Consider the following 25,510-nt stretch of genomic DNA (forward strand, 5'->3'; position numbering starts at 1 on the left):
TAATCCGGTATGATTTCAGCCTCTTTAGGGCCGTTAGCTCAGGTGGTAGAGCAGGAGGCTTTTAACCTCTGTGTCATAGGTTCGAATCCTATACGGCCCACCAGTTTTTAATAAACCTATACCATCAACTATTGTATTTTGCTGGTTATACCCTGAAAGGGCCGTTAGCTCAGGTGGTAGAGCAGGAGGCTTTTAACCTCTGTGTCATAGGTTCGAATCCTATACGGCCCACCATTCTGGTCTCCCTCCTGCATAAACAGACCAGAAATAAAATGATCATCCACACCCGATTGCGCTCGTAGCTCAGCTGGATAGAGTACTTGGCTTCGAACCAAGGTGTCGGGGGTTCGAGTCCCTCCGAGCGCGCCATTTAAAATGGCTCTTCCCCATTTCCGGGGGCACTAATCAAGAACACAAAACTTTAACCCTTAACCTGTAATTTTCAAAATTTCTAAACCCATAAGCACGCCGTTGAATCAGTTTCATCTTACGATGAAAGCCTTCAGTAATGCCGTTGTTTTTAGTAAACGAATCACATGAAAGCGATCGGCAACAATCATGGCATTGGGAAAGTAATGCCTGATCAACTTGCGGTAACTCGAGCTTAAGTCAATACAGACTACCTGTACCTTCTCTTTTCCTTCCAAGGTATTAAGATAGCTCTCTAAGTCCTTTTCTGAGCGTCCCTCAACTACATCAAATATTTTATGTTTGGCCAAGTCACAAAAGGTTGTAGCATAACCCACCTTTCTATTAAATAAATGCTCATCAAGTCCTAATACTCGGGGGCAGGAACGAGTAGCTATCTTCTTATAGCGAAGCTCATAACCGTAATGATACCAGCGCTCTACCGTCGATTTACCCAGCTTTAAGTCGCGCGCCAAATCCTTTTGACTGACTCCTTTGCTATGATAGTGAAACACCTGTTTACGCAAACTCTCGCTGGCTCTTTGATACTTACCTATCCCCGGAAAGCGTTGATTAAAATAACGTCCGCAAGGAGGACAATAATATTTATGGGCTTTGATGCACAAGTAGCTGCGACGTAAACCAATAGACTCATGACGTATACGTCTTATAAAACTGTCTTTTACGCGTAATTTCTTATTACCACAATGAATACAACGAACAACACAACGATAGTTTACTTCAATATAAACCGGGTTCTCTCCGCTCACTTTTTTAATAGAATATCCTGGCAAATTTAGGATACAATCTTTCTTAGGCATTTTAATCTTCCTTTTGACCGTCAAATCAAAGGGTTAGTCTAGACTAACTTGATTAAAATGCCCCCTTTGTTGGGGTAGAGCCTTGCCCAAAATAAATTGATTTAAAATTGCACTAAGAAGTGCTAAGCTATTCACCTATTATAACAATAAGCACTTTCCATGATTCAATCAGAACACAACGACCAACACCTATCATTCTCTCAATTCCCCCTTCGTCAAGAATTAATAAAAAGTCTTGCTTCTTCAAATTATGAAAATATGACCCCTATCCAAATGCAAAGCCTACCCATAATTCTTAGAAATGAAGATATAATAGCTCAAGCAAAAACAGGGAGTGGAAAGACCGCTGCTTTTGCTTTGTCTTTATTAAATAATTTAAAAATTTCTTTTTTTGCAGTACAAGCCTTGGTTCTTTGCCCTACCCGTGAACTAGCGGAACAAGTAAGCCAGGCTATCCGTCGATTAGCCTGTTTGATGCCTAATGTCAAAATTATTAATTTATCTGGTGGTATACCAATGCAGCCTCAGCTTGATTCATTACGGCATGGAGCTCATATTATTGTAGGAACACCGGGGAGAATACTTAAGCATTTAAAAAACGCCTCTTTAGACTTATCTCAGGTAAAAGCTTTAGTTTTGGATGAGGCAGACAGAATGCTGGATATGGGTTTTTTTGATGACATTAAAAACATTATTTCGGTTTGTCCCAAACAACGACAAACCCTACTTTTTTCTGCAACCTATCCTGAAGAAATCAAACGGCTTTCAAAACAATTTATGAAGGACCCAAAAGAAGTTCATGTGGTAACTCCTCCCGAGGAAATTAATATTGAACAACATTTTTATGAAGTCTCGAGACATGCTCAGAAATTTCCATTATTAAAATCATTACTGTTGCACTATCGGCCCGTTTCAGTGTTAATCTTCTGTAATACCAAGCAACAAACAGTAGAAATCACAGACCAGCTCATCAATGAAGGCTTCAGTGCCATCGCTTTAAATGGTGATATGGAACAAATCGAACGTGATCTTGCTGTCTTACGTTTTGCCAACCAAAGTTGTTCTATTCTTGTCGCCACTGATGTTGCAGCACGAGGACTTGATATAAAAGAACTTTCTGCAGTGATTAATTTTGATCTCGCTTTTGATCATGACGTCCATATTCATCGTATTGGTCGAACAGGACGAGCTGGGAGTAAAGGCATTGCCTTAAGCATTATAACGCCTGCAGATGCACAACGAATTTGCGCCATTGAAGATAACTACCCGCACCCCATTCATTGGGGAAACATTAATGAATTAGAAAATCACAACACTACTCGCTTAGTGCCAGAAATGGTTACACTCTGTATTGCTTCCGGTAAAAAAGATAAAATTCGCCCTGGTGACATCCTTGGGGCATTAACCAAAGATGCAGGATTAGCAGGCAACACAATTGGCAAAATTAACATCACCGCTATGTACTCGTATGTTGCAATTCACCACAGCCAAGCAGATAAAGCCTACCAATATTTACAAAGTGGAAAATTAAAAGGACGCAAAGTTAATGTACGTAAAATAAATTGATTTTTCTAAACCATGCGAAAAACTTACTGCAACAATTGAAAAAAGAAGCAGTTATTATGTAAAAGGCCTAATAATACAAGCCTATGGATTTATTAGTAGCTGTTGAAGCAATAGTATAAGTAGATAAAGCATTGTTAAAATCAGGATATCACTCAAATGACAATACAAAAGGGGCTTCATGAACGAAGAGCTCTTAAAATATCAATCGCTGTGACCTTTCTCTTAGCCGTGGTAGGTATTTTATTTGGGCTATTGTCCGGTTCATTGGCTATCGTCTTTGACGGTATGTTTAATATGGTGGATACCGTTATATCAATCCTTGCTTTTTTTGTTGCCCGTCTTTTAACAAGTAAGGGGAATCGGAGATTTCAATATGGTTACTGGCATATTGAACCTATGGTTCTTGTTTTGAATGGCAGTATCCTAATACTTCTTTGTACTTATGCACTGGTAAACGCAATTGGCAGTTTGATGTCTGGTGGACATGAACTCAATTTTGATTGGGCATTTGTGTTTGCACTTTTGGTGTTTTTTTTATCAACAGGCATGTATTTTTATTTAGTTAAAACAAACCGCAAAATTAAGTCCGAATTCTTGCGACTAGACATTCAAAGTTGGTTAATGTCTGCTTTGATTTCCACCTCTCTCCTATTGGCATTTGGCATCGCAGCCTTGTTGCATGGTGGGGCCTATGGATATTTTACCCCTTACATTGACCCCCTTATTTTAGCAATTCTTACTGCATTTCTGATTTTTGTGCCTATGAACGCAGTCCGTGATGCCATGCGAGACATATTTCGCATGGCTCCTGTGGGTCTTGATGAAAGAATAAGAGAATTTTTAGATGAGCTTATTAAACAGCATGATTTCAAGACTTATACAAGCTACGTTGCAAAAATAGGACGCGCACAATTTATTGAAATACATATAGTAGTACCTATGGATTACCCAATTTCGAGCATTGAAACCCTGGATAAAATTCGTAATGAAATCGCGTTGGCTATTGGAGAAGATACGCCACAACGTTGGCTAACCATTGCCTTTACTGCAAATGAAAACTGGATTTAACAAGCGTTTTATTCAAGTTTCTATAAGGATATTTGTGAAAACATGCTACTGAAAATTGAGAGTACAGCAAAATGAACTCTTAATTTTAGTAAATGTAATCAGATTAAATAGAACAACTTGTTTGCTAGCAACAAAACTTCATTTTGTGATGGAGCCCTTCTGTGATGCCATTTGATTTACTATAGTTTCCAATTTGGAAATTGGAAACCGCCATGCTATAATCCTACCAAAATAGACTGGAGCTTTTCATGCTTAAAGGGCAAGACATAGCTATTCTCATTAAATTGCTTTTAAAAAATAATACTAAAGAAAAAATTGAGTTTAAAAGCATCGCTCATGAGCTTTATATCAGCCAATCTGAAGTGACCAAAAGTATTAAAAGACTAGAGACTACGAAGCTTTTAACACGTTATTCGAATGATGGCATTGAATTACATAAGCACGAGCTTATGGAATTTTTTGTGCATAGTGTGAAGTATCATTTTCCAGCGGAAATTAATATAGCTACACGAGGCATGCCAGCGGTCTATAGCTCTCCTTATTTTAAAAAACTAATCATGAGCGAAGAGTCTTATGTGTGGCCTTATATTAATGGTGATACAAAAGGACTGAGCTTAACCCCTATATATAAAACCTTACCCAATGCTTTGGATAGATGCCCTGATGAGAATTTTTATGCCATTATTAGTGCACTTGATCTGATCCGATTAGGCGGGAAACGAGAAAATATAATTGCAAAAGAACTATTGGAACATTTTGTATGGAATCACTAAGAGTTAAACAAAACAATGAAGCACTTTATAAAGCAGTAACCCTTTTAAAAGATCTAAATGAACACGTTGTTTATGTCGGTGGTAGAATCGTTGGGCTATTAATCACTGATTTAATAGAAGATGATGTACGACCAACCTATGATATTGATGTCGCTCTGGATTTAGGAAGAACCGATATTATTGCCCATTACTCTTTACAGAAAAAACAGGAAAGCTTAGGTTTTAAGCCGGGTGGGAATGTCAATTGACAAAAAATCGAAATACTCAACGCAGTCTATTTCATTGCCACAAAGCTTGAGGCATTTACTGATAGAGTCTATAAGAATAATGATTATTGGGATTGTAAGGATTTAGAAGATATCATCAATGTTATTAATGGCAGACCTGAATTATTAGTGGAAGTAATGAATTCACCCAAAGATGTTGTCCAATTTATTTCAGGATAGTTTAAAATGCTAATTGAAGTTCCTAAATGATTTTAGGTGATAAAAGCGATCGCTCGGCTTGAACGCTCCAGAAATATTGTTTTGGATGCACTAGAAAAATTAGCCCTTGTAGATTGAAATATTAAAAAATCTGCGGTTTCTTCGGGTTTGGAATTAAGAAAGAAATCCTTATTTCTGATAATGAATCGCACGTATTAAGTTTAATTTAAAACAAAATGGTTGGTTTTCTTTGACCAAACCGTGGAGTCTTTCCCAATTACACATTCAGAGAATGACGCAAGCTTAAAAGATTAATAAAGCGCTGGCTTAATAGTTTTGCGATATTATAACAAATCAACAATGCGTCTAAATCTTTTGAGTAGATACGAATCCTGAAATCTTCCCCTTCGATTTTTAATAATCTGCAATCTACCAGGGCACGGATTGACGCGGCTCGTTTTAGTTGACCAAATACACATAATTCCCCAAACAATGCTCCGCTTTTAAGTACTGCAATCACTTGTTCCTCATGAGGCTTTGAGCCTGTCGAGTTTTGATCTAGTATAATCTGTAATTCACCCTGTTCGACAATATACATTGAATCACCAATTTCATTTTGATGAAAAAGAAAAGCACCTTGTGGAAGCTCAATCTCCTCACAATTTTCCAAAAATTCATCAATGTACTTTTCATCTATTCCCTTAAATAACACGCAGTTATGTAAATCAGCTTTACTCATTTCACTATCCTTAACTTCTAAAAAACCCAATACACCTCTTTGATTGGACTCATAATTGATAATAAGTACCTATTGCAATAGTTTTATTGTAAGGTAATCGATAAAACTGTATATCTGGCACAGCATTACGTATCATGAGAGAAAAAAGGTGCTTTTGCCATAGGTACATATGTTTTAGTCTTTCTCTAGTCATTTCAACAAAAACAATCTCAATAAAGTAGATTAATTTATTCTTAATTGTCTCAAAAGGTAAGTTTACTCTTTTGAACATTTCGCCTAATTCATTAGGTAAATTAATATTTTCAGTAAACCCATAATGGATAAAAATTAAATAAAATCCTTCAGCTTTTTTTATAAGCTCAAATTTATTTTCAATAGGGATATAAGGTTTATTTTCAATTTTGATACCTATAAAAACCATGTTCTCAAAAAAAATACGGTTAAGGCGAAGATGATGCAGAAGGCTTTCCCCTTCGCAATCATATGGGTCGATAATGTATAACCCCATTCCAGGTTGTCTTGAGATTTTATTTTGATTTAATTCATCAATGATAAATGCATCCATCAAAGCATCTCTATGATGCAATTCACGTAGTTTCTCAAAGCCACAATGCCAGGTATACATTACTATAAATCCAAGAAACGCAATTAAAATAGGTATCCAACCTCCAGTTAACAACTTGGGCATATTTCCTGCAAAAAATGCAAGTTCAATAACCAATATCAGAGGAAAAATCACTACCTTGAGCATATGCCAATTCCAACAATAAAAAGCAATGATCCCAACTAAAATAGTTGTTATAAGCATATCTAAATTAACAGCAATGCCGTAAGCGTCCGCAAGATTTGACGATGATTGAAAAACTACAACAAGCGAACAGGTGCCTATGGCTAAAATAAAATTGATAAGAGGTAAATAGACTTGGCCTTTCTCAAATTTGGACGTATAGATAATCTTAAGGCGTGGAATCAAATTAAGCAGTGATGCCTGTTTTAAAATTGAAAATGCCGCTGAAATAATTGCTTGTGAAGCGATAATAGTCGCAATGGTAGCCAAAATAATCATTACAGGAAGAAGCCAATCCGGTGATAAACTGAAAAATGGGTATTTGATATCCTCTGTGTGCATCAACACAAGCGCCCCCTGGCCAAAATAACATAAAAGTAAGGCTGGTAACGCCACGGAAAACCACCCTATCCGAATGGCTTTTTTGCCAAAATGTCCTAAATCAGCGAATAATGCTTCACCCCCGGTCATTACTAAAAATACCCCACCCAATATAAAAAGAGCAAAGTACTTATGTATCATAAAAAAATAAATCGCATAATAAGGATTTATTGCCATCAGCACTTTGGGATTCTGTATAATTTGTAAAAAGCCCAAAACTCCTATTGTAATAAACCAAATAAGCATCACAGGAGCAAAATAAACACCAATTTTCCCAGTACCTATGCTCTGCATCTTAAAGAGGAAAAATAAAATGATTAATGTAACTGGAAGAACATATTTGGCCAAATTGGGAGACAATGATTCCAGGCCTTCGACAGCACTTAAAATGGATATTGCTGGAGTTAATATTCCATCACCAATAATGAGCCCTATACCAACAAGAGTAATAAATAATAACCATCCCCCTGGTTTTTTTATTTTCTGCCTTATGATACCCGCCAGAGCTATAATACCGCCTTCACCATCATTATCAGCATGAAAAACAATAACCAGATATTTAAAACTGACTATGATGATCAGTGACCAAAAAATGAGTGACAAAATACCATAAATATTATAGTCATTGATTGGAAAATACTTTATTACTTGGCCGAAAGCATAAAGTGGGCTTGTTCCTATATCACCAAAAACAACCCCCAAAGCCGCAAATGATAAGCTGAGCTCATTCTTCTTCTCTGTTGAGGACTCATTCATCATCTGGGGCTACTCCAAATATAATAAGATCCTTTATTAATTACTATTTTGAGTATAGTACTATCTGAAATTAAAAAAACATTGACTCGAAGTACCATATACCTGATGAATAGTACACAACGATATTATCCTTAACCCCAACCTCATCTGTATAAACCAGTTTTTCTGTATCAATTGATTCAATAATTTTTATATAATCGAACTGTATCAGACGGTATTAGGACGTATTATCGAATGCTAACAGCATCACAAAATCTTTATTTTAAAGCTTTGTAATAGCTAAAATACTTGACTTCGAGCCAAGGTTTCTGAGGGGGACCGCCTTCAATCTTGCCATAGAAATTGGTTTTTTCTCAAACAGGACTCCACACCACAGACATTTGCGTAAAATTTAGCCTGTCAACCCTATGAATAAAGGCAATATTATGGGATAATAATTGCCCAGTTTCAGCAATATTAAACTATTTATATGAAAATAAGAGCAATTTCTTTAATGATCGCTATTTTTTTTCCCGTTGCTTTATTCGCCAGTACTACAACTTGTCCTTTATCAAACGGAATCAATGTACACACTAAAAAGCGAATTTTAAATATTTGTAAAAACGGCAATGTTATTAAAACCTTTAAAGTGGCTCTCGGGTATAAAGGCGTCGGTAAAAAACAAGCGGGAGATAATAAAACTCCAATTGGTTTATATGGGTTAGCTCATCCAAGAAAATCCAATCAATTTAAAGTCTTCATTCCAATTCTCTATCCGACTAAAAAGCAATTAGCTGCTGGATATTCAGGTAGAGACGTTGGGATCCATGGACCAGCCCAGACATCCAATTTGTTTGGTTGGTTAAACAACTTACCAGGCTCAACACGTGGATGTATTGCTGTTGGCAAAAATAACTATATCGAGTATGTGGCAAATTGGGTAAAAGCCAATCCTGGAGCTAAGGTTTTAATTATTTAAATTGCAGACGAAATTTAATATTGCCTATATACTCTATGTAGAATGCCCTGATGATGACGGTCTTAATGGTAAAGAAAATTCATTTAAACCCGGTAAATGCTCTAAGGCATTGCGGATTTGTCTAAAATTAAGGCTACCTGTAGCATCAAATATTTTTAGAACTTCAACAACTAAAGGCCTCTCTTGTGGGCCCACATCTTTTATCGCATCGCGAATGAGATGAAGCACATCACTAATTGATTGATCTTCTTCTGGATCTATTTTTTTTTATAATTTCTTTGATTTTTTTTAAAATCTTGGAAATTGAGCCATCTTCATTACACATTAAAGGACACTCAAGCATTTGAAATACTACGTAAATATTTTCTTCGCGCTCTGTCGCTGGAATTCTTAGAATACTCATCGTTGATTTTTGATGCATAAAGTTGTGTGTATCAGTAAGTTCTTTTGGTATATCCCTATCGTCTGCACGCACATTTTTCACAATGCTAAATTCGTATATCGGTAAGAGTTGAAGGTTTTTTGACGACAACGTATTGAAAAGAGGGAGTATCTCTTCGGACTGAGGGAATAATTTTTTATTGGCGTTAGTGATGGAATGTTCGATCCTGACCATCTCTTTTTTTAGGTTGTCCTTATGCTCTTGCAAGAGTTTTTTAAACAAAGCTTTACTTTGGCTGTCTAAAGTCTGAGGCATTAAGGAGTCAAACAACGGTAGCAAGTGGAAAGTAATGAAGTCGCCCAACTCATAACCATAAAGCACCGTAGATGACAGTCCTGAGTGACGAAATTAGGCTTCATTTTGAAATAACTCTTTTTTTGCAGGATTGGATATATGCCACATCACACTATATCTTGACCTGAAGAAACAATCTTCTCAATATGTTTAAGCCGTTGATGAAATACATGCTCTTCACTCGAGATGCAGGCCTCCAGCCAGCGAATGGAAATCCCATGACACACTCCCTCAACATCGGAATATCCTAATTTTACAAAACAAGCTAACACGACATTATGAATATTCATTTTAGGAAATCGGGTGATTAATTGTATTTATATTAGAGACACAAGTACAAAACTACGAACCAGTGTGTAGAGTTCGAGTCTCTTCGAGCTCATGATTCAATTAAAAGATCTTATCTTATGTCTTATCTTATAAGGTTGGTTTTTAATGTTCTTTTCTTAAACCAGATGTTAATTTTTTGGGTAATAAAAACCCCTAGTATTTGTTCTATACTTTTAGTGAAAATAAAGTAACTAAAGTCGGAGAGCGAAGACCAGATTTTAAACCCAGACTAATTCAAAAAGATTATTTTAATATCAATTTGATTTTTATAAACCAAGAGGATTGAAGTGAATATATTAAAAGCACAGCAAGACATGAAGGTAAAAGTAAATGTTTTAAGAATTCCGGCCAATGAAAGAGAAGCTAACATAGTAGCTGTTTATGCGATATTAATTAACAAGGACTTGATGGGAAATATAGATCATATCCCAAATATCATTTGGCAAATAAAATCAATTATTGAAAATATCAATTTGGATGATGATGATGATATTGCAAAGTCAATTTGTTCAATTAAAGAAAAAATAAAAAATTCCAATGAAAATTGTACCAATAAAAATATCATGGATTTTTTAAATGCTTTTAGTAAAAATTCAGATTTGACTTTCAGACAAATACGACATGAGTTAGCACAATGCAATTCTGAAATGAAAAAAATTCTGGATGCCTATGATTGAGGATGTTTTCATAGACATCATTTCAACTCATTCGTATTATACATGGTCTGTGAATAACCTGGTTAAAGCAAGAAAAGCATAAGTTAGTTTATATCTTGTAACTATAAATGCAGGTCATATTTGCCATCGATATGGCATATCTCGTCAGACAACCAAGAAAATGGCATTGTAGGTATTTAGAGAGGAAGCAACAGGGTAATAATCTGACAAATTAAGAACAAAGGGGCTGGAAAGAAGCTTGTTGATTAATAAATTATTTTACTTATGTGAATTAGTTTCGACTTAATCTGACACAACTACTTGAAAAAGTGAGAGTTTCCGGTTTTGATAGAAGTGCGAACTTTAAACAAAACCAAGAGGAAAACTCTCATGATAGATAATACAGTTAAAATCATTAAACATAAAGTTGGCTTATTAAACCTTGCTGAAGAATTAGGAAATGTTTCTAAAGCATGTAAAGTAATGGGCTTATCCAGAGATACTTTTTATCGCTATAAGTCGGCGGTTGAATCGGGAGGCATTGATGCTTTATTCGATCAAAACCGAAGAAAACCTAATATCAAAAATAGAGTAGATGAATCAGTCGAGCTAGCAGTCAAGGAATACGCGATAGCATTTCCAGCACATGGTCAGCAGCGCACGAGCAACGAGCTTCGTAAACAAGGTATTTTTGTTTCTCCTAGTGGTGTTCGTAGTATTTGGTTGCGCTATGAACTTGCCAATTTTAAAGACCGTTTAAAAGCATTAGAGGCCAAAGTAGCCTCTGAAGGGATTATATTAACAGAGGCGCAAGTTAGCGCTTTGGAGAAAAAGAAATTTGATGATGAAGCATGTGGTGAAATTGAAACAGCCCACCCTGGTTACCTCGGCTCTCAAGATACTTTTTATGTAGGTACGCTTAAAGGAGTCGGTCGTATTTATCAGCAAACCTTTGTTGATACTTACAGCAAAGTAGCTTTTGCCAAGCTTTATACGACAAAAATACCGATTACCTCAGCAGATATACTCAATGACAAAGTCTTACCATTCTTTGAGCAATACAACTTGCCTATACTGCGAATTTTAACTGACAGAGGCACGGAATATTGTGGAAAGGTAGAGCACCATGATTATCAGCTTTATTTGGCGATTAATAATATCGACCATACGAAGACAAAAGCAAACTCACCACAAACAAATGGAATTTGTGAGCGTTTCCATAAAACGATTTTACAAGAGTTCTATCAAGTAACATTTCGAAAGAAAATTTACGAATCAATCGATAAATTACAAAAAGATCTGGACGAATGGATGGATTACTATAATAATCAACGAACTCATCAAGGTAAAATGTGTTGTGGTCGTACTCCAATGCAAACTTTGATAGAGGATAAACAAATCTGGATGGAAAAATTTATAAACTAAATTTGACCTGACAGACACTTCTTGAAAAACCGGTAACTGTCAGATCAAGTTTGAACTACTACAACTTATGTAGTGCAGTATTGAATAATCGAAAATTATTTTTTCCCCCTACTTTCACCCTATATAATGCTTCATCAGCTTTTCTAATTAATGTGTCTAAATCATAGCCATCATATGGATAGATACTTATACCAATACTGCCTGTAATTGAAATACCATAACGTTTGATTGTTATAGGCTTGCTTATAGCAATTAGAATTTTATTTGCTATTTCTATAACTTGATTTACATTGGATAATTCAGTAAGCGCGATGATGAATTCATCGCCACCATGCCTGGCAATTAGATCAGTAGATCTTAAAATAGTTTGTAATCTTTTTCCAATCTCAACTAATAAAAGATCCCCAATATCATGCCCCAATTTATCATTCACATTTTTAAAATAATCCAAATCCATAAACATAACAGCAATTTGCATTTGGTGACGTTTCGCATGTGCTAATGCCTGGTCAAATGATAACTCTAATAACTTTCTATTTCCCAAACCAGTTAAAATGTCATGATATGCGATGTGTTGAAGTTCTTGCTCTGCTCGTTTTTGAGCATCAATGTTTTGAATTTGCGAGATAAAATAGAGTGGTTTATTCTCGGGATCTCGGATTAAAGAAGCACTGAGTAAAATCCAAATGACGCTACCATTTTTGTGAATATAGCGTTTTTCCATATGATAGAATCTTATATCCCCCTCTAATAATTGCCTCACATAGCCCAAATCGAGCTCTAAATCCTCTGGATAAGTGATCGATTGAAAATTAGTTTCCAATAATTCTTCTTCTGAGTATCCTACAATCTGACAAAGCGAGTGATTAACCTTTAACCACATCCCCTCCAAAGAAACTATAGCCATACCAATAGCAGCAGAATTAAATGCAGAACGGAAACGTAACTCACTTTCCTCCAAATTAGCGTTAATTGCATACAATTTATCAATTAAATCCAAATTCTCATAACGTAGTTTAAAATTCTTATTAAGAAGTCCATATCCCATCCAGGATATAATTGATAAAAAACAAAAGTAAATCAGCAATGCAGCTCCAAGGAGCCAATAGTTAAGTGTATTTTGCTGGAAAAACCAGACACATAGAGGAATAAGGGTTAATGTAAAAAATAATAGACTTGCTAAAAAACTGGGCTGAAGAATATGTAATCCACCTGATGCTATTCCAATAATTATAATTATGACAATCATTTGATTTAACAGATCATTATGAGGAATAAGAACCGAACCTGCTATTCCCCATAAAGCCCCATAAATCACAGTGACGCTTATTAACCATTTTAAAAGATATTTGGATGATAAGGGTCGATAATAATTAAAAAAAAATAAACTTCCATGGAGAGCAAAAACCGTTACTCCAGTTATAAACCATACAGAGAGCATTTCTTGATCTGTTGTTTTGTCCAAACCAATAAAAATAATTAATACACATAAAAAACTTGCAGGAATGCTCACTAATAAATTTTTATTTAGTAACATTACTCTATCTGAAAATATTATTTCATTTATATTTTGAATCTTTGCTTTGGCCTTTTGCATTCAGCACTCACTGAGATAAAGTGGCAAATTCAAAACTTCAATTTGAACCCTATTGTATTAATCTATTGTATTAATATAGTACAAAAATACTTAATTGTTAGAAGCAGAATGTGACACAAGGTGTAGAGTTCGAGAACCTCTTCTATTTGAATGATGATGTGATTCATAGATATCTTTTCAACTCATTCGTATTATATATGGTCTGTGAATAACCTGGTTAAAGCAAGAAAAGCATAAGTTAATTTATATCTTGAAACTAAAAATGCAGGCCATATTTGCCATCGATATGGCATATCTCGTCACACAACCAAGAAAATGGCATTGCAGGTATTAAGAGAGGAGGCAACAGGGTAATAATCTGACAAATTAAGAACAAAGTGGAGGCCTGCGCTTTGCAAATTGAGTCAGTGCTTCATAAGCATAACCTAATTGTAACACACCAAAATCATCATGCCAGCGTCCTACAATTTGCATTCCCACCGGCATATTATTTTCACCAAAACCACAAGGAATCGATAATGATGGATGTTCTGTTATAGTGATACACCAGCAAATTTTCATCCAATCAAGATACGAATCTAATTTTTTTCCATTGATTTGAGCCGGCCAAGACAATTCAATATTGAAAGGATAAATCGATGTTGTAGGAAGAACATAAAATTCATACGTTTGCATAAACTGACGCATCTTCTCAAAAATTTGACCTTTTTTACGCTGCATTTGGACAATATGGTCTACATTAAAACTTTGCATAAGTCGAAACTCCTCTAGAACCTCATGCTTGATTTGGTTCTTATGGGCCTCATTCTGCATCAGCTCATAATAGGTGGCCCCATATATCATAGCGCGCTCACAACGAAATGCATCATCAATATCATTAAGAAAATCCGGATCAATCTCCTCTACAACACAACCTAGTTCTTCAAACACCTTAGTTTGATTTTGGACTATTTTTTTAATCTCTGGATCTTGCAACTCCCCACAGATATTTTTAAACATTGCCAAGCGGGTTCCTTTAAAATCTCGTAATAACGACTTGGAAAAAATAGTTTGTTCTTGCTCTATTGCAATTGGAATTCTATCAGTGGGCCCACTAATGACACCCATAAGCAAAGCCAAATCGGCAATACTTCGTGCCATCGGCCCTTCTACTGACAAGGTTGACCAGGGTAATTTATTTGGGGCAGATGGTACTCGCCCGGGCGAAGGGCGCAATCCTACAACATTATTCCAGGCAGCAGGATTGCGTAATGAACCACCCATATCTCCCCCGCATGATAAAGGATTCATACCACAAGCCAAGGATACAGCGGCTCCCCCACTGCTTCCTCCTGCGCTCTTACTTAAATCCCATGGATTGGCAGTAGCTCCAAATACTTTATTATAAGTATGAGAGCCTGCAGCAAATTCAGGAGAATTTGTTTTTCCTATTAGTATGGAGCCAGCAGCGGCCGTCCGCTCAACAATCAAAGCGTCAAAATCAGGAATATTATTTGTAAAAATTGGAGAACCATAAGTAGTGCGAATATTTTTGGTAGGTGTCATATCTTTGTGGCTTAATGGTAGGCCATGCAACGGCCCAAGCCAAGTTCCTTTTTTCCAAAGTTTATCAGCAAGCTTTGCCTGCTTTAAAAGCTCCTCTTCATTTAACAGGATAACAATAGCATTTACAAAAGAATTAATTCGCTTAATTTGATCAAGATGTGCCAACATAATTTCATGAGCAGAAATTTCCTTTTTTCTAATTAAATGAACAAGCTTGGTTGCATCGAAAAAACAAAGTTCATTTGAATTGCTCATCATTCACCATTAGTAATTTATTTTCAAGTTTCAGAACCTGCTTATTAATACGTGTAGACAATTTTATATTTTTTAATTTTAGTCTAAATCCATAAATATTTCTTAAATACCTCAATTTGCTACATCATCTAAATCTAATGACATGGAATAATGAGATCAATTTAAGGTAAAATCGTTCTTCATTACTTTAATCTTCTTTCTATCATGAATTGAAAGAATTAGATTATCCATCTTTCATTAAGGTGATTTTCGTCATAGATACTTATGAGTTATTGTATGGAAAATAGGAAAAAGCGAGTTGTTGTCGCAACCGCAGGAACTTTTCTGGAATGGGCTGAATTTACTTATTACGCCTATATTGCAAATATTATCTCATCATTGTTTTTCCCAAAATTGGGAAATCATCTGGGTCTGATAGCAACCTATTCTGTTTTCGCTCTCAGTTATTTTTTTCGTCCCTTAGGAGCCCTCTTTTTTGGATATCTTGGAGACAAAATGGGACGTCGCGTTGCCTTGCAATCTTCCATTATGCTGATGGGCTTATCTTCACTGTTCATCGGTTGTCTTCCAGCTTACAATAGTATTGGTATCCTGGCCCCAATTCTTTTGCTGATATTCCGTTGTGTCCAAGGCTTTGCCGTGTCTGGTGAATTTAATGGCAGCGCGATCTATCTGATTGAACACGATTCAGAAAAACCATGCCAGGCAGGTAGCTGGACCGGATTTGCGTCAGCATTGGGCATGATGTTTGGCGGATTGATGTCTACTTTAATTTACTTACCTCGCATGCCCGAATGGGCATGGCGAATCCCTTTCCTGTTAGGAACTTTGTCCTGTTTTTGTGCGATGTATTTTCGTAAAAATTTGAGTGAGTCACCGCCCTACCTCACAATAAGCAAAGAAAAATTATCAAATCCACTGAAAATTTTATTTGAAAATTATAAAAAACAATTAATTAAATCAGTATTATTAGTAGCTGCATTAGGTGTTTATATCTACATTATGAATGTTTATTATGCCTCTCATTTAGCAAAATACACCTCCTTGTTAGAAGCTCAGACCAAATTCGTTGTGACCTTGGGGCAAGGATTGGTTGTCCTATTCATTGTTTTAACAGGAATGTATGCGGATCGAACTGACGAACAGCGTATTATAAAAATCGGTTTATGGGGATATTTTATTGCGGCTCCTATAGCTTACCTGACCCCTCAAACGAATTCTTTTGTATTAATTCTCTTATCACAAATTCCCTATGCACTATGCAATGCGCTGGTCGGTACACCAATTTTCAAACTATTGAATGATTTTTTTCCAACTCAGATTCGATACAGCGGTGTTTCTATAGCATGGGGTATAAGCATGGCTCTTTTTGGAGGAACAGCGCCATTGGTTGCCAATTATTTGCAGTATTCATTCAAATTAGCCACTGCACCAATATTCTATATACTTTTATCAGCCAGTGTTGCCTTGCTCGTTCTGCATGATAAAAAGAGTTACAAGATTGTCCCGATAAAATTAAGATCAGATAATTTAATAAAATCAGCCGTTGCAAGAACATCTCAGTGCAAACATCCAGGCAATTGGTGACGATTACTTCTTAATAGGTTCCATTATTCGATTCATCATGGTTCAGCTTAAGAGCTTTCTTTCGATTGTCTTCTCTTTTCGTGCCAGATTTCAAAGGCATTATAGACTGTAGGCACAACAAACATATTTAAAACCGTTGAAGTTAATAACCCTCCCAATAACACTTGTGCCAAAGGACGTTGAAGTTCTTTACCAGCAGGAGACCCCCACAATAGGGGTATTAAAGCCAGAGCCGCTGTCGCTGCTGTCATTAATACGGGTACCAGTCGATCAAGAGTTCCCTGGATAACTACTTGTTCACGTCCCCGGCCAAGAGAGCGCAATTGATTATAGTGGCTCACTAAAATGATCCCATTACGTGCCGCAATTCCAAACAGAGTAATAAACCCAATCATGGCAGCGACACTCATGTCACCACTGGCAAGGAATAAAGAAACCACTCCACCAATCAATGCCAAGGGTAAGTTGAACATAACCAACAATGCTTCACGAAATGTGCCGAAAGCCTTATGAAGAAGCACTAACATGATAAAAATTGCCAATGCACCAAAAAGAACAATCACACGAGATGCTTGTTGTTGACTTTCAAACTGGCCACCATATTGAATGAAATAACCAGCAGGTAATGAAACCTTTTCCTTAACCTGATGCTGCACCTCTTGAATCACACTACCCAAATCTCTCCCTTGTACATTAAAACCAATAACCAGAACACGTTGCACATTTTCGCGATTAATTGCAAAAGGTTGAGGTTCTAAATGAATATCAGCTACCGCACGTAAAGGAATTTTTGTTTCTCGACTAATGGCAGCCCCATGAGCATCAATCAGCATATTTTGGATGGCTTTAACACTATCCCGCTCTGTTTCACCCATACGCAAATACAAATCAAACGTCCTCTGGCCTTCAAGAATACTGGATACCGTCATGCCATTGAGAAGAATTTGAACATCCTCGGAGATTTGGCCAATGTTGATTCCGTAACGAGCAGCTTTATCCCGATCAATTTTAATGACCAACTGCGGTACATTGATTTGCTGCTCTTTATTAATATCTACTACTCCGGGTACGGTTTTTAAAATGGATTCAACCGATTCGCCCAATTCGTTAAGGGTAGCAAGATTATCGCCAAAGAGTTTCACAGCTACTTGCGCTCTGACTCCTGATAACACTTCATCCATGCGATGGGCAATAAATTGCCCCACATTAAATAGCGCTCCGGGAATATTCGCCAAATCAGCTCGAATACGTTGCAACAATTCATCAGGAGACATGGTTTTATCTTTACCAAAATTCAGGTGTACATCGAATTCACTGATATTCGGTGGTAAAGCATCTTCATCCAATTCACTGCGACCCGCTCGTTGGGCAATGGAAATCACTTGCGGATATTTCAATAATGTCTTACTGACTTGCTTACCCAAACGCATGGATTCATCCAATGAAGTTCCAGGAAGAGTACTCATCACAATAATAAAGTTGCCCTCATGAAACTCCGGCAAGAAAGAGGTTCCAAAAAAAGGAAGTAAACTCAAAGCAAAAATGAATGCTGCAATTGATATGGCTAAAACTGTTTTACAATGGACTAAAGACCAATTTAAACCGGTTAAAAAATGCTTTTTTAGCCAAATCACAAAATGCGTTTCCGTTTGAGTCTGTTTAACCCTTTCCTCTTGTGTGTCATGATAACGCTCGTCCTCGGATAAAGCATGCACAGCCACTTTAGCATCCTGATTCTTTTCAGTTTTTCGCACTAAAAGGAGGTAACATAGGACTGGTACCATAGTAATAGAAACGACAAGAGAACCTATTACGGAAGCAATATAAGCAATGGCTAATGGGCTAAAAATCCGCTCGGGAATTCCGGACAAAAAGAAGATGGGTAAAAACACCAGGCTAATTATAATAGTTGCATAAACTACTGAACTACGAATTTCCAAAACCGCATCAAAAACAATTTCAATTGCGGGCAAAGGCTTTTCTGCCAAACGATTAAGTCTTAAGCGATGTACCACATTTTCTACAGTAATAATCCCATCATCCACCACTTCACCAATGGCAATCGCCATTCCGCCCAAAGTCATGGAGTTAATTCCAAAACCAAAATAATGAAGGACCAAGATACCTGCGATAAAGGAAACGGGCATAGAGAGAAAGGTAATAAATGAAGCTCGCCAATTCATCAAAAATAGAAAGAGTACGGCAATCACAATCACAGCTCCCTCAATAAGAGCCCTGGTTAAGTTGTGAATGGCTGACTCAATGAAATTGGCTTGACGAAATACTTCTGTATTTAATTCAACCCCTGTTGGCAAGGATTTTTTTATATCAGCTAAAGCTTGCTCCACTTTACGTGTTGTAGTTAATGTATCAGCCCCATAAATTTTGGAAACAGTACCAATGACAGCGTTTTCTGCATTGAAAGAAGCATCACCTCGCTTGATTTCACCGCCAAAAGCGACTGTGGCTACGTTATTGACAGTAATAGGAACTCCCTTGCGGACTACAATCAGTGTTTTTTTTATATCGTCCAAGGTCGTAATGCGTCCAATGGTACTTACAACAAATTCCGTACCCGCCTGATGAACGAACGCACCAGGTACATTTTGATTTCCTGTTGCCAAGGCTTGACGAACCTCTTCAACTGTAATGCCATAAGCCAGCATGCGCTTGGGATCAATCTGTACTTGATATTGCTTTACTTCTCCACCCAGGGAAACTACTGAAGCGACTCCTCCCAGAGCCAACAGCCGTGGGCGAATAGTCCAATCGGAAATCGTGCGCAAGGTTTCAGGGCTTACTGTGCGACTCACTAAAGCATATTTAAGCAACCATCCTACTGCCGAGGTGACTGGCAGCATCACAGGTGAAGAGACACCTGGAGGAAGGCGATTGACTACTTGTTGAATCCGCTCATTCACCAATTGACGATTAAGATAGATATCTGTTTTATCATCAAATACCACAGTAATGGTTGATAATCCGACTGAGGTTTTTGAGCGAACACTAGCTACCCCCGGAGTCCCATTGATGGCACTTTCCAAAGGATAAGTGACCAGTGTTTCCACATCCTGGGTAGCTATGCCTGGTGCTTGGGTTTGGACTATAACTTGAGGCGGGGCAAACTCGGGAAAAACATCTACCGGCATTTGTTTTAGAGTGTAGCTACCTAGCAAACAAAGAATAATCGTTAACGCCAAAATCAATGGGCGATTATGTAAAGACCAGGCGATGAGGCGAGTAAACATTTAATGATGCTCCTCTTGCCCTGATTGCTGTATTTGCCCCCCACTCAACCAAAGTGTATAAAGCTCGCGATTACCCTGAGTGACTACAAGATCACCAGGAACCAAACCTTCAATAATTTCTGAATAATCATCTTCTACAGCACCTATTTTAACATTCACTCGTTTGTATGTGTTTTCATTTTGCACAAAAACAAATTGCTCGTTATCCGCTTGTAAAAGAGCAGCATTCGGCACAACGAGAGCAGCCTTATTATGAGTTAAAATCAGATTAGCCCGCACAAACATTCCTGGTTTCAAAAGCCCTTCCCTATTGTCCAAAGTAATTCGTACATTGACTGTACGGGTCATTGGATCAAGATTGGGTTCAATTAAAGTGACTTGGCCTAGGAATGTCTGCTTGGGATAACTTAAAGCGTGAATATTGACTTCTTGCCCTACTTTCACTTTACCCAAATCTTCTTCATACACTTGAGCTACGACTAATAATTTATCGCGATTACTGATATGAAAAAGCACTGTATTTGGCTCAACAGCCTGTCCTAAACTGATATTCCTGGCATCAATGATGCCTGCAATTGGAGCATTGACTGCAACACTTGGTGGAGGATTTCCCACTAATCTTGATTGCACTGTAGCCAAGCGCTGCCCAGCCTTGACACTATCTCCCAAATTCACATCAATCGCTGTCACACTGCCACTAATCCGAATGCTGACATCAGCTTGAGCATCAGGTAATAATTGAATTTGACCATTTAAACCCAGCAATTGCGCCATGGGACGATTGGTTACCTGAACTACTTTGATGTCAAGCATCCTGGCTTGTTCCGAAGTCAAATGAACTGGCCCTTTAGCTCCTCCTTCAAGCACTTCTATGTCCCCTCCATGTGCAAAACTCACTTGCATCAGAGAAAGCAAGCCCAGAAAAAAGCCAGTCAAGATCATCATTCTTATTTTAAATTGCAATCTCATTTGCTATCACCATTCCTTTGATACTCTAAATAAGAGCAAAACCCATCCGTTTTACCAGGACCAATAGCCGTACACAAGGCCACATAGACTTGTAAATATTTTTCTAAAGTATTGAGATAAGTGGTTTGCAAATCGTTTTGTTGTTTTTGCACTTGTAATACATTTAAAAAGGAAATTTGCCCATTTTCATAAGAATCGCGAGCCAGTTTTACATTTTCAAGAGTCAATTGAAGAGAAGCACGTTGTGTTTCCCCAAGACTCTTACGCAATGCTTTGAGTTGCTCATAGTTACTAGCTATCTCCGTTGCAATATTTAAATCTAGGGCACGTAATGACATCATCGCCTGGGTACCTGTATGACTTGCTTCTAAAATTCGCCCTTGATTACGATTTAAAAGAGGAAGAGGAACAGAAAGCGTGATACCCAAAGTGCGATCGGCTGGTTGGGGAGGGCCTTCTTCCACTACAATTTTATCCTGCTGAATACCAAGTCCCACTGTCCAATCTGCAAAACGTTCAGCTTTTGCCAAACGGCGATCCGCATTGGCGCGATCAATCGATAACGCAATAGATTGGCGGTCCGGGCGATTTTTAAGTGCCTGTGTTTTAAGAGCATCTAATGCCGGGAGTTTTTTTTCAGCAGCAAAATCCATCTTAAGCGATAAAGAGGAACTGGCTTCGCGTCCCATCAATTGATTCAGCGTGGCATATTGGCTAATACGAAGACTATGCAAAAGATGTTTTTCTTGAACAATTCGCAAATACTCAATACGTGCCGCATTTTCATCCAGTTTTGAAATTTCTGCAGCATGATAACGATTATGGATAACGTCAACTAACTCTTGGTTAATCCGTAATAAGTAATTCACCTGTTGTATACGCCGTTCTGTAATCACTGCTGTATAAAAAGCATTGGCCACTTTGGCACTGAGTTGACGTTCGGCTTCCCTGATTTCTGCAACAGCTTTCAATACATCCAGACGAGCCACTTTTTTTTGCTTTGCAATACGTCCTGAAATGGGGAATGCCTGGCTAAAGCCAGCACTGCGCGAATACTCCCCTTCATCAGTGAATAAACGATCGTCATTATTTGAAAGATTCAAGCTTGGATTGGGCCAAAAGCCTGCTTGTAGCAACCGGGCTTTTGCGATAGATACATTGTAACGGGCGGCTTTTAAATCCTTATTGTTTGCTAAAGCAATGCAGGTTACTTGTTTAAGAGTTAAAGTGTTCCCTGCCGTTGCCAAGGAGGTACACAGAAAGAATAGAACCACTCTATAAGAAAACCGCCAAACACGATGATAGTCCATAAACGATAGCTCGAAAAGTCTATCAATCTTCAGTAAACCAGGAGTTGAAAGAACAACTTGCAACAAGTACAGGCATCCAGAATAGTCGAATGTGTTTTATTGGAAAGTAAACCATCAATTAATACCTTCTTTTTATTGTTGTATGATTTAGTATCTCCCAGCAAATGCAATTAAACAAGAGCAGTAGAATAATAGACGACAGGCTGCTATATCACTCTTTGTGTTTTGCTCAGTTACGTTTTCCTGATGCAGCTTTTAGCTGGGGCCTCGCATCAATGAACGACTAAATACAGGTTGCTCTTCTTTATTTGCAGATGATCTCATTTCTCTAAGTCTTGTTTTTATGTCAGATTGCTTTTCAATTAAATCAGATGCTGTGACAGGTACGCTAGCCATTTCTACCACTGGTGTTTCAAATGGTTTTAATAACAGTTGAATCATAATTTCTTTATATCCACAGAAATCCTTAAGAGATTGCTCCGAGTTAAAACTCCTTTTATTATCCAACTGTTTCAATAGATTAATGGTGGAAGAAATGGAGCTAGAGCGGACAGTAGGGTATTTTATTAAATAGGTATTAATATGATTTAAAAATCGACGAACATCTTCTGAGAAACTTTCGAAGCTTACTTGTGAGTTTTTCGAATTATCCTCAAACAATTTATTGATTTGTGCTGTTAGAAAATCATAGGCAGCTCTGGCCGACTCTTTATTAGTTTTATCATCTTTAAATGCGGAGCAGATATTATCTAAATACTCCAAAAATACCTTAAGACGGTATCGATTTGGCAAGGTCAACAAATCTTTCATATTCCAAAAATTTTCTTTAAACCCTTGAATTTCTCCCAACAACTGTTGTTTGATCATTTGATTCTTGTATGCTTGTAAATCCGAAGCTTCGCTTTCTGGATCAACTTTTCTTTTCAAAACTGGATTCGAATTATTGAGATATTCATTGTAATTCCTTTCAATAGCCAACTTTAAATCTGAAACACAATGATATTCACTGTTCAAAATTCTATTTAACTTTTCTTCTACCTGGTTTGGGTTAACTATTCGCCTGACTGTGGATTCATCAGACCAATAGCGTGATGCATTAAATTGATTTGTTTCATTAGTTGTAAACAAGAGTGATATCATTTCCATGGCAATTGAAATATCCAGTGCTACAAAGCGCTCATCTGTTCTTTTCATTTCTCCTGCATCAATGATTTTTAATTGATTACTCTTTTCGTTATATAAAATATTTTTGAAAGTTAAATCACCATGGACAAGGCCTTTGTTATGCAGATTTTCCAAATCAGTTAAAAATGAAATGGCCAACTCCATTTTGTCAGAAAATGTCAGTTTTTGAAGTGAGGTAACATCCTCAAGAAGTTCTTCCAAGGCACATCCTTCTTCTTTTCGCATGAAAAATCCTAGAGATTCTGGAAACTTAGAGGAGCCTTGCAAATTGATTAATTCTGCATTTGAATTGCCTGATAAAACTGAATAACATGCGGATTCGTTTTTTATTAACTCCTCTGTATTGCTAAAATTATGATATAAAACCTTTAGTACATTCTCTTTAGGAAAAATTACTAATTCCTCATCCCATAAATACATGGCATGATTACTTTGTACCACTATGCCTTTAGTTCCGCTACCTATCCTTTGACCATTTAAAATTAAAAACTCCGTAATACCATCATGACGTTGATTTTTGTAAATATCATGACTCAGGAGGAACTCTATTTCATTTCTATATTTATCGTTTAGCGTGTAAGGATGGTTAGCAAATAATGCGGACTGACTGGAACCAGACAATAAATATTGCTTAATTAACTGTGTTAAAATTTCTTTATCTTGAGGTAAAAGTTGCTCCGCCAAATTTATGTGATAAACCATAATGCTCTCCTATAAGCCAATCCATCTCTTATATTTGAACATATTGAGTAATATTAATACATATAATTGTTTTGATATGTTTTATTAAATTTAGTTATATCTATTATTTTTCAATAAATTACTGATGATTCGATGCCATTTTATAACCACTATTTTTATTTGATAAATATCAATAGACGCTGCTAACAATCCCTATTCATAAAACTGTTTATTTCTCACAAACAGTTTCATTAACTATAATTCTATTAATAAAGAAAAAGATATGGCTAGTAAATTCTAAAATGGAGTTTTTGGGCTTATTCAATCACCTTGAATAGAAATATAAAAATAAAAAAATTAATTTGGATTTAACTAAAAATGGATCTCAGAAAAATTAATCTCAATTTGTTATTACATCTCGATACATTGTTAAATGAGCTATCCGTATCCAAAGCGGCCGAAAAATCATTCATGAGCCAGACTGCAATGAGTCATATATTAAAGCAATTACGCGATGTATTCGATGATCCTTTATTTATTAGAAAACCTCACGGACTTCAACCAACACAAAAAGCACTTGACCTGGCCCCCAGAATTAAAAATTTTTTAAATTATTCCAGTGAAATTTTTGAAGAAGATGTTTTTGACCCAACAAATGACAATTTGCTTTTAAAAACAACCTCAGTAGGTACTGGTGAGTATATTATTTTACCAAAATTGTGTGCTTATTTAGCTAAAAATGCTCCGAAATTTGTATTAAAGATTTCTTCAATGTCAGAGTACTTGAGTCTGGAATATTTATTAATGTCTGAATTAGACTTTGCAATAGCACCAGGCTTTGTTGAAACCGGGAATAACATCATCAGAGAATTATTGTTCGAAGAGGAGGCCGTGTGCGTCATGCATAAATCTCATCCTCTGGCAAATCAGGAATTAACTCAAGATATGTACTTGCAAGCTGAACACGTTGACATACAATTCAGTTATATGGGAAATGAAAATATACTATATCAAGCCTTGCAGGGATATCGTCAAAGAAATATAAAAATCACTGTACCCAATATCATCAGCGCCTTAGAGATGGTATACCATACCAATTTCATTACAACTGTACCCAGAACTCTAGCTGTTGCTTTCAAAGACAGATATCAGATTGAATTACATCCTTTTCCTTTTCCAAAAAAGAAATTCCTGGTTAATTGTTATTATCATAAAAGATTATCAAATCATAAGCCTCTGCAATGGATATTAGATATCATAAAAAAATATTGTTGCGTCAATCATGAAGCTTAAACTAATTGACA

Annotated in this window: 19 protein-coding genes, 3 tRNA genes and 2 pseudogenes; 12 read left to right on the forward strand and 12 right to left on the reverse strand. The window is 36.8% G+C overall.

Translation table 11 applies throughout. The features are described from left to right. The first annotated feature begins 27 nt into the window (after positions 1-27). From EL201_RS10555 to EL201_RS10565, 3 genes are all read left to right on the forward strand, one after another. Positions 28-103: transfer RNA gene (locus EL201_RS10555), tRNA-Lys, on the forward strand. A 55-nt stretch (positions 104-158) separates the two neighbouring features. Beyond that, positions 159-234 (forward strand) — tRNA-Lys (locus tag EL201_RS10560). 58 nt (positions 235-292) lie between these two features. After that, positions 293-369, forward strand: a tRNA-Arg gene (locus tag EL201_RS10565). 36 nt (positions 370-405) lie between these two features. Here EL201_RS10565 and EL201_RS10570 read toward each other — a convergent pair. Further along, positions 406-1,229: pseudogene (locus tag EL201_RS10570) on the reverse strand (ISL3 family transposase). 159 nt (positions 1,230-1,388) lie between these two features. Between EL201_RS10570 and dbpA the strand changes: the two are divergent. From dbpA to EL201_RS15860, 4 genes are all read left to right on the forward strand, one after another. After that, positions 1,389-2,795 (forward strand): ATP-dependent RNA helicase DbpA, encoded by a 1,407-nt coding sequence (gene dbpA, locus EL201_RS10575; RefSeq protein ID WP_027222230.1) that lies wholly within the window; start codon positions 1,389-1,391, stop codon positions 2,793-2,795. 156 nt (positions 2,796-2,951) lie between these two features. After that, entirely contained in the window at positions 2,952-3,863 is a 912-nt protein-coding gene (locus EL201_RS10580; protein ID WP_027222231.1) for a cation diffusion facilitator family transporter, read from the forward strand. Positions 3,864-4,111: 248 nt separating this feature from the next. Next, a complete protein-coding gene (locus tag EL201_RS10585) occupies positions 4,112-4,636 on the forward strand; it encodes a helix-turn-helix domain-containing protein (protein ID WP_027222232.1) in 525 nt (174 codons plus the stop codon). After that, positions 4,624-4,884, forward strand: a complete 261-nt coding sequence (locus tag EL201_RS15860; protein WP_231955042.1) for a hypothetical protein — start codon at positions 4,624-4,626, stop codon at positions 4,882-4,884. The genes EL201_RS10585 and EL201_RS15860 overlap by 13 nt, the downstream gene beginning before the upstream one ends. Before the next feature lie 454 nt (positions 4,885-5,338). On the opposite strand, the gene EL201_RS10595 is transcribed toward EL201_RS15860, so the two are convergent. Both EL201_RS10595 and EL201_RS10600 read right to left on the reverse strand, forming a co-directional pair. Then, on the reverse strand, positions 5,339-5,800 hold the full coding sequence (locus EL201_RS10595) for a cyclic nucleotide-binding domain-containing protein (protein WP_027222233.1): 462 nt from the start codon (positions 5,798-5,800) through the stop codon (positions 5,339-5,341). A 49-nt stretch (positions 5,801-5,849) separates the two neighbouring features. Then, the gene (locus EL201_RS10600; protein WP_027222234.1) at positions 5,850-7,727 is read right to left on the reverse strand and encodes a potassium transporter Kup; all 1,878 of its coding nucleotides are present in this window, start codon (positions 7,725-7,727) and stop codon (positions 5,850-5,852) included. A gap of 466 nt (positions 7,728-8,193) precedes the next feature. Here EL201_RS10600 and EL201_RS10605 point away from each other — a divergent pair, with 466 nt between their 5' ends. Next, on the forward strand, positions 8,194-8,682 hold the full coding sequence (locus tag EL201_RS10605) for a L,D-transpeptidase family protein (RefSeq protein WP_027222235.1): 489 nt from the start codon (positions 8,194-8,196) through the stop codon (positions 8,680-8,682). 33 nt (positions 8,683-8,715) lie between these two features. Here EL201_RS10605 and EL201_RS15755 read toward each other — a convergent pair whose 3' ends face one another. The 3 genes from EL201_RS15755 to EL201_RS15870 form a co-directional block, all read right to left on the reverse strand. Beyond that, positions 8,716-8,910: a hypothetical protein gene (locus EL201_RS15755; RefSeq protein ID WP_231955044.1), complete on the reverse strand. Its 195-nt coding sequence runs from the start codon at positions 8,908-8,910 to the stop codon at positions 8,716-8,718. Between the two features lie 4 nt (positions 8,911-8,914). Beyond that, positions 8,915-9,379 carry a hypothetical protein gene (locus EL201_RS15865; RefSeq protein WP_231955046.1) on the reverse strand — a complete coding sequence of 155 codons (465 nt, stop codon included), beginning with the start codon at positions 9,377-9,379 and terminating at the stop codon, positions 8,915-8,917. 146 nt (positions 9,380-9,525) lie between these two features. Continuing rightward, positions 9,526-9,708 (reverse strand): hypothetical protein, encoded by a 183-nt coding sequence (locus EL201_RS15870; protein WP_231955048.1) that lies wholly within the window; start codon positions 9,706-9,708, stop codon positions 9,526-9,528. Between the two features lie 327 nt (positions 9,709-10,035). Here EL201_RS15870 and EL201_RS10620 point away from each other — a divergent pair, with 327 nt between their 5' ends. Both EL201_RS10620 and EL201_RS10625 read left to right on the forward strand, forming a co-directional pair. Further along, the gene (locus EL201_RS10620) at positions 10,036-10,425 is read left to right on the forward strand and encodes a hypothetical protein (RefSeq protein ID WP_027222236.1); all 390 of its coding nucleotides are present in this window, start codon (positions 10,036-10,038) and stop codon (positions 10,423-10,425) included. A gap of 369 nt (positions 10,426-10,794) precedes the next feature. Continuing rightward, positions 10,795-11,854: pseudogene (locus EL201_RS10625) on the forward strand (IS481 family transposase). Positions 11,855-11,887: 33 nt separating this feature from the next. On the opposite strand, the gene EL201_RS10630 reads toward EL201_RS10625, so the two are convergent. Further along, a complete protein-coding gene (locus EL201_RS10630; RefSeq protein WP_050598284.1) occupies positions 11,888-13,426 on the reverse strand; it encodes a GGDEF domain-containing protein in 1,539 nt (512 codons plus the stop codon). A 366-nt stretch (positions 13,427-13,792) separates the two neighbouring features. Then, complete coding sequence (locus EL201_RS10635; RefSeq protein WP_032828866.1) at positions 13,793-15,229, reverse strand: amidase; 1,437 nt, start codon at positions 15,227-15,229, stop codon at positions 13,793-13,795. A gap of 273 nt (positions 15,230-15,502) precedes the next feature. Between EL201_RS10635 and EL201_RS10640 the strand changes: the two genes are divergently transcribed. Continuing rightward, positions 15,503-16,813, forward strand: coding sequence for an MFS transporter (locus EL201_RS10640; RefSeq protein ID WP_231955050.1), 1,311 nt, complete (start codon positions 15,503-15,505; stop codon positions 16,811-16,813). A 47-nt stretch (positions 16,814-16,860) separates the two neighbouring features. On the opposite strand, the gene EL201_RS10645 is transcribed toward EL201_RS10640, so the two are convergent. The 4 genes from EL201_RS10645 to EL201_RS10660 all read right to left on the reverse strand — a co-directional run bounded on the left by EL201_RS10645 (position 16,861) and on the right by EL201_RS10660 (position 24,227). Continuing rightward, the gene (locus tag EL201_RS10645; protein WP_027222238.1) at positions 16,861-20,061 is read right to left on the reverse strand and encodes an efflux RND transporter permease subunit; all 3,201 of its coding nucleotides are present in this window, start codon (positions 20,059-20,061) and stop codon (positions 16,861-16,863) included. Then, entirely contained in the window at positions 20,062-21,030 is a 969-nt protein-coding gene (locus EL201_RS10650; protein WP_027222239.1) for an efflux RND transporter periplasmic adaptor subunit, read from the reverse strand. Further along, positions 21,027-22,340, reverse strand: a complete 1,314-nt coding sequence (locus tag EL201_RS10655; RefSeq protein WP_027222240.1) for a TolC family protein — start codon at positions 22,338-22,340, stop codon at positions 21,027-21,029. The genes EL201_RS10650 and EL201_RS10655 overlap by 4 nt, the downstream gene beginning before the upstream one ends. A 255-nt stretch (positions 22,341-22,595) precedes the next feature. Continuing rightward, on the reverse strand, positions 22,596-24,227 hold the full coding sequence (locus EL201_RS10660) for a protein kinase (RefSeq protein ID WP_027222241.1): 1,632 nt from the start codon (positions 24,225-24,227) through the stop codon (positions 22,596-22,598). Positions 24,228-24,584: 357 nt separating this feature from the next. On the opposite strand from EL201_RS10660, the gene EL201_RS10665 reads away from it, so the two are divergent. Then, positions 24,585-25,499: a LysR family transcriptional regulator gene (locus tag EL201_RS10665; RefSeq protein WP_027222242.1), complete on the forward strand. Its 915-nt coding sequence runs from the start codon at positions 24,585-24,587 to the stop codon at positions 25,497-25,499. Positions 25,500-25,510 lie beyond the last annotated feature (11 nt).

Source organism: Legionella pneumophila subsp. pascullei (assembly GCF_900637585.1).
Taxonomy (GTDB): domain Bacteria; phylum Pseudomonadota; class Gammaproteobacteria; order Legionellales; family Legionellaceae; genus Legionella; species Legionella pascullei.

Coding starts and splice junctions, on each gene's coding strand:
- EL201_RS10585 (WP_027222232.1), top strand. CDS start 4,112: ATGCTTAAAGGGCAAGACATAGCTATTCTCATTAAATTGCTTTTAAAA.
- EL201_RS10635 (WP_032828866.1), bottom strand. CDS start 15,229: ATGATGAGCAATTCAAATGAACTTTGTTTTTTCGATGCAACCAAGCTT.
- EL201_RS15860 (WP_231955042.1), top strand. CDS start 4,624: ATGGAATCACTAAGAGTTAAACAAAACAATGAAGCACTTTATAAAGCA.
- EL201_RS15865 (WP_231955046.1), bottom strand. CDS start 9,379: ATGCCTCAGACTTTAGACAGCCAAAGTAAAGCTTTGTTTAAAAAACTC.
- dbpA (WP_027222230.1), top strand. CDS start 1,389: ATGATTCAATCAGAACACAACGACCAACACCTATCATTCTCTCAATTC.
- EL201_RS10650 (WP_027222239.1), bottom strand. CDS start 21,030: ATGAGATTGCAATTTAAAATAAGAATGATGATCTTGACTGGCTTTTTT.
- EL201_RS10645 (WP_027222238.1), bottom strand. CDS start 20,061: ATGTTTACTCGCCTCATCGCCTGGTCTTTACATAATCGCCCATTGATT.
- EL201_RS10660 (WP_027222241.1), bottom strand. CDS start 24,227: ATGGTTTATCACATAAATTTGGCGGAGCAACTTTTACCTCAAGATAAA.
- EL201_RS10630 (WP_050598284.1), bottom strand. CDS start 13,426: ATGCAAAAGGCCAAAGCAAAGATTCAAAATATAAATGAAATAATATTT.
- EL201_RS10600 (WP_027222234.1), bottom strand. CDS start 7,727: ATGATGAATGAGTCCTCAACAGAGAAGAAGAATGAGCTCAGCTTATCA.
- EL201_RS10665 (WP_027222242.1), top strand. CDS start 24,585: ATGGATCTCAGAAAAATTAATCTCAATTTGTTATTACATCTCGATACA.
- EL201_RS10640 (WP_231955050.1), top strand. CDS start 15,503: ATGGAAAATAGGAAAAAGCGAGTTGTTGTCGCAACCGCAGGAACTTTT.
- EL201_RS10655 (WP_027222240.1), bottom strand. CDS start 22,340: ATGGACTATCATCGTGTTTGGCGGTTTTCTTATAGAGTGGTTCTATTC.
- EL201_RS10605 (WP_027222235.1), top strand. CDS start 8,194: ATGAAAATAAGAGCAATTTCTTTAATGATCGCTATTTTTTTTCCCGTT.
- EL201_RS10595 (WP_027222233.1), bottom strand. CDS start 5,800: ATGAGTAAAGCTGATTTACATAACTGCGTGTTATTTAAGGGAATAGAT.
- EL201_RS10580 (WP_027222231.1), top strand. CDS start 2,952: ATGACAATACAAAAGGGGCTTCATGAACGAAGAGCTCTTAAAATATCA.
- EL201_RS15870 (WP_231955048.1), bottom strand. CDS start 9,708: ATGAATATTCATAATGTCGTGTTAGCTTGTTTTGTAAAATTAGGATAT.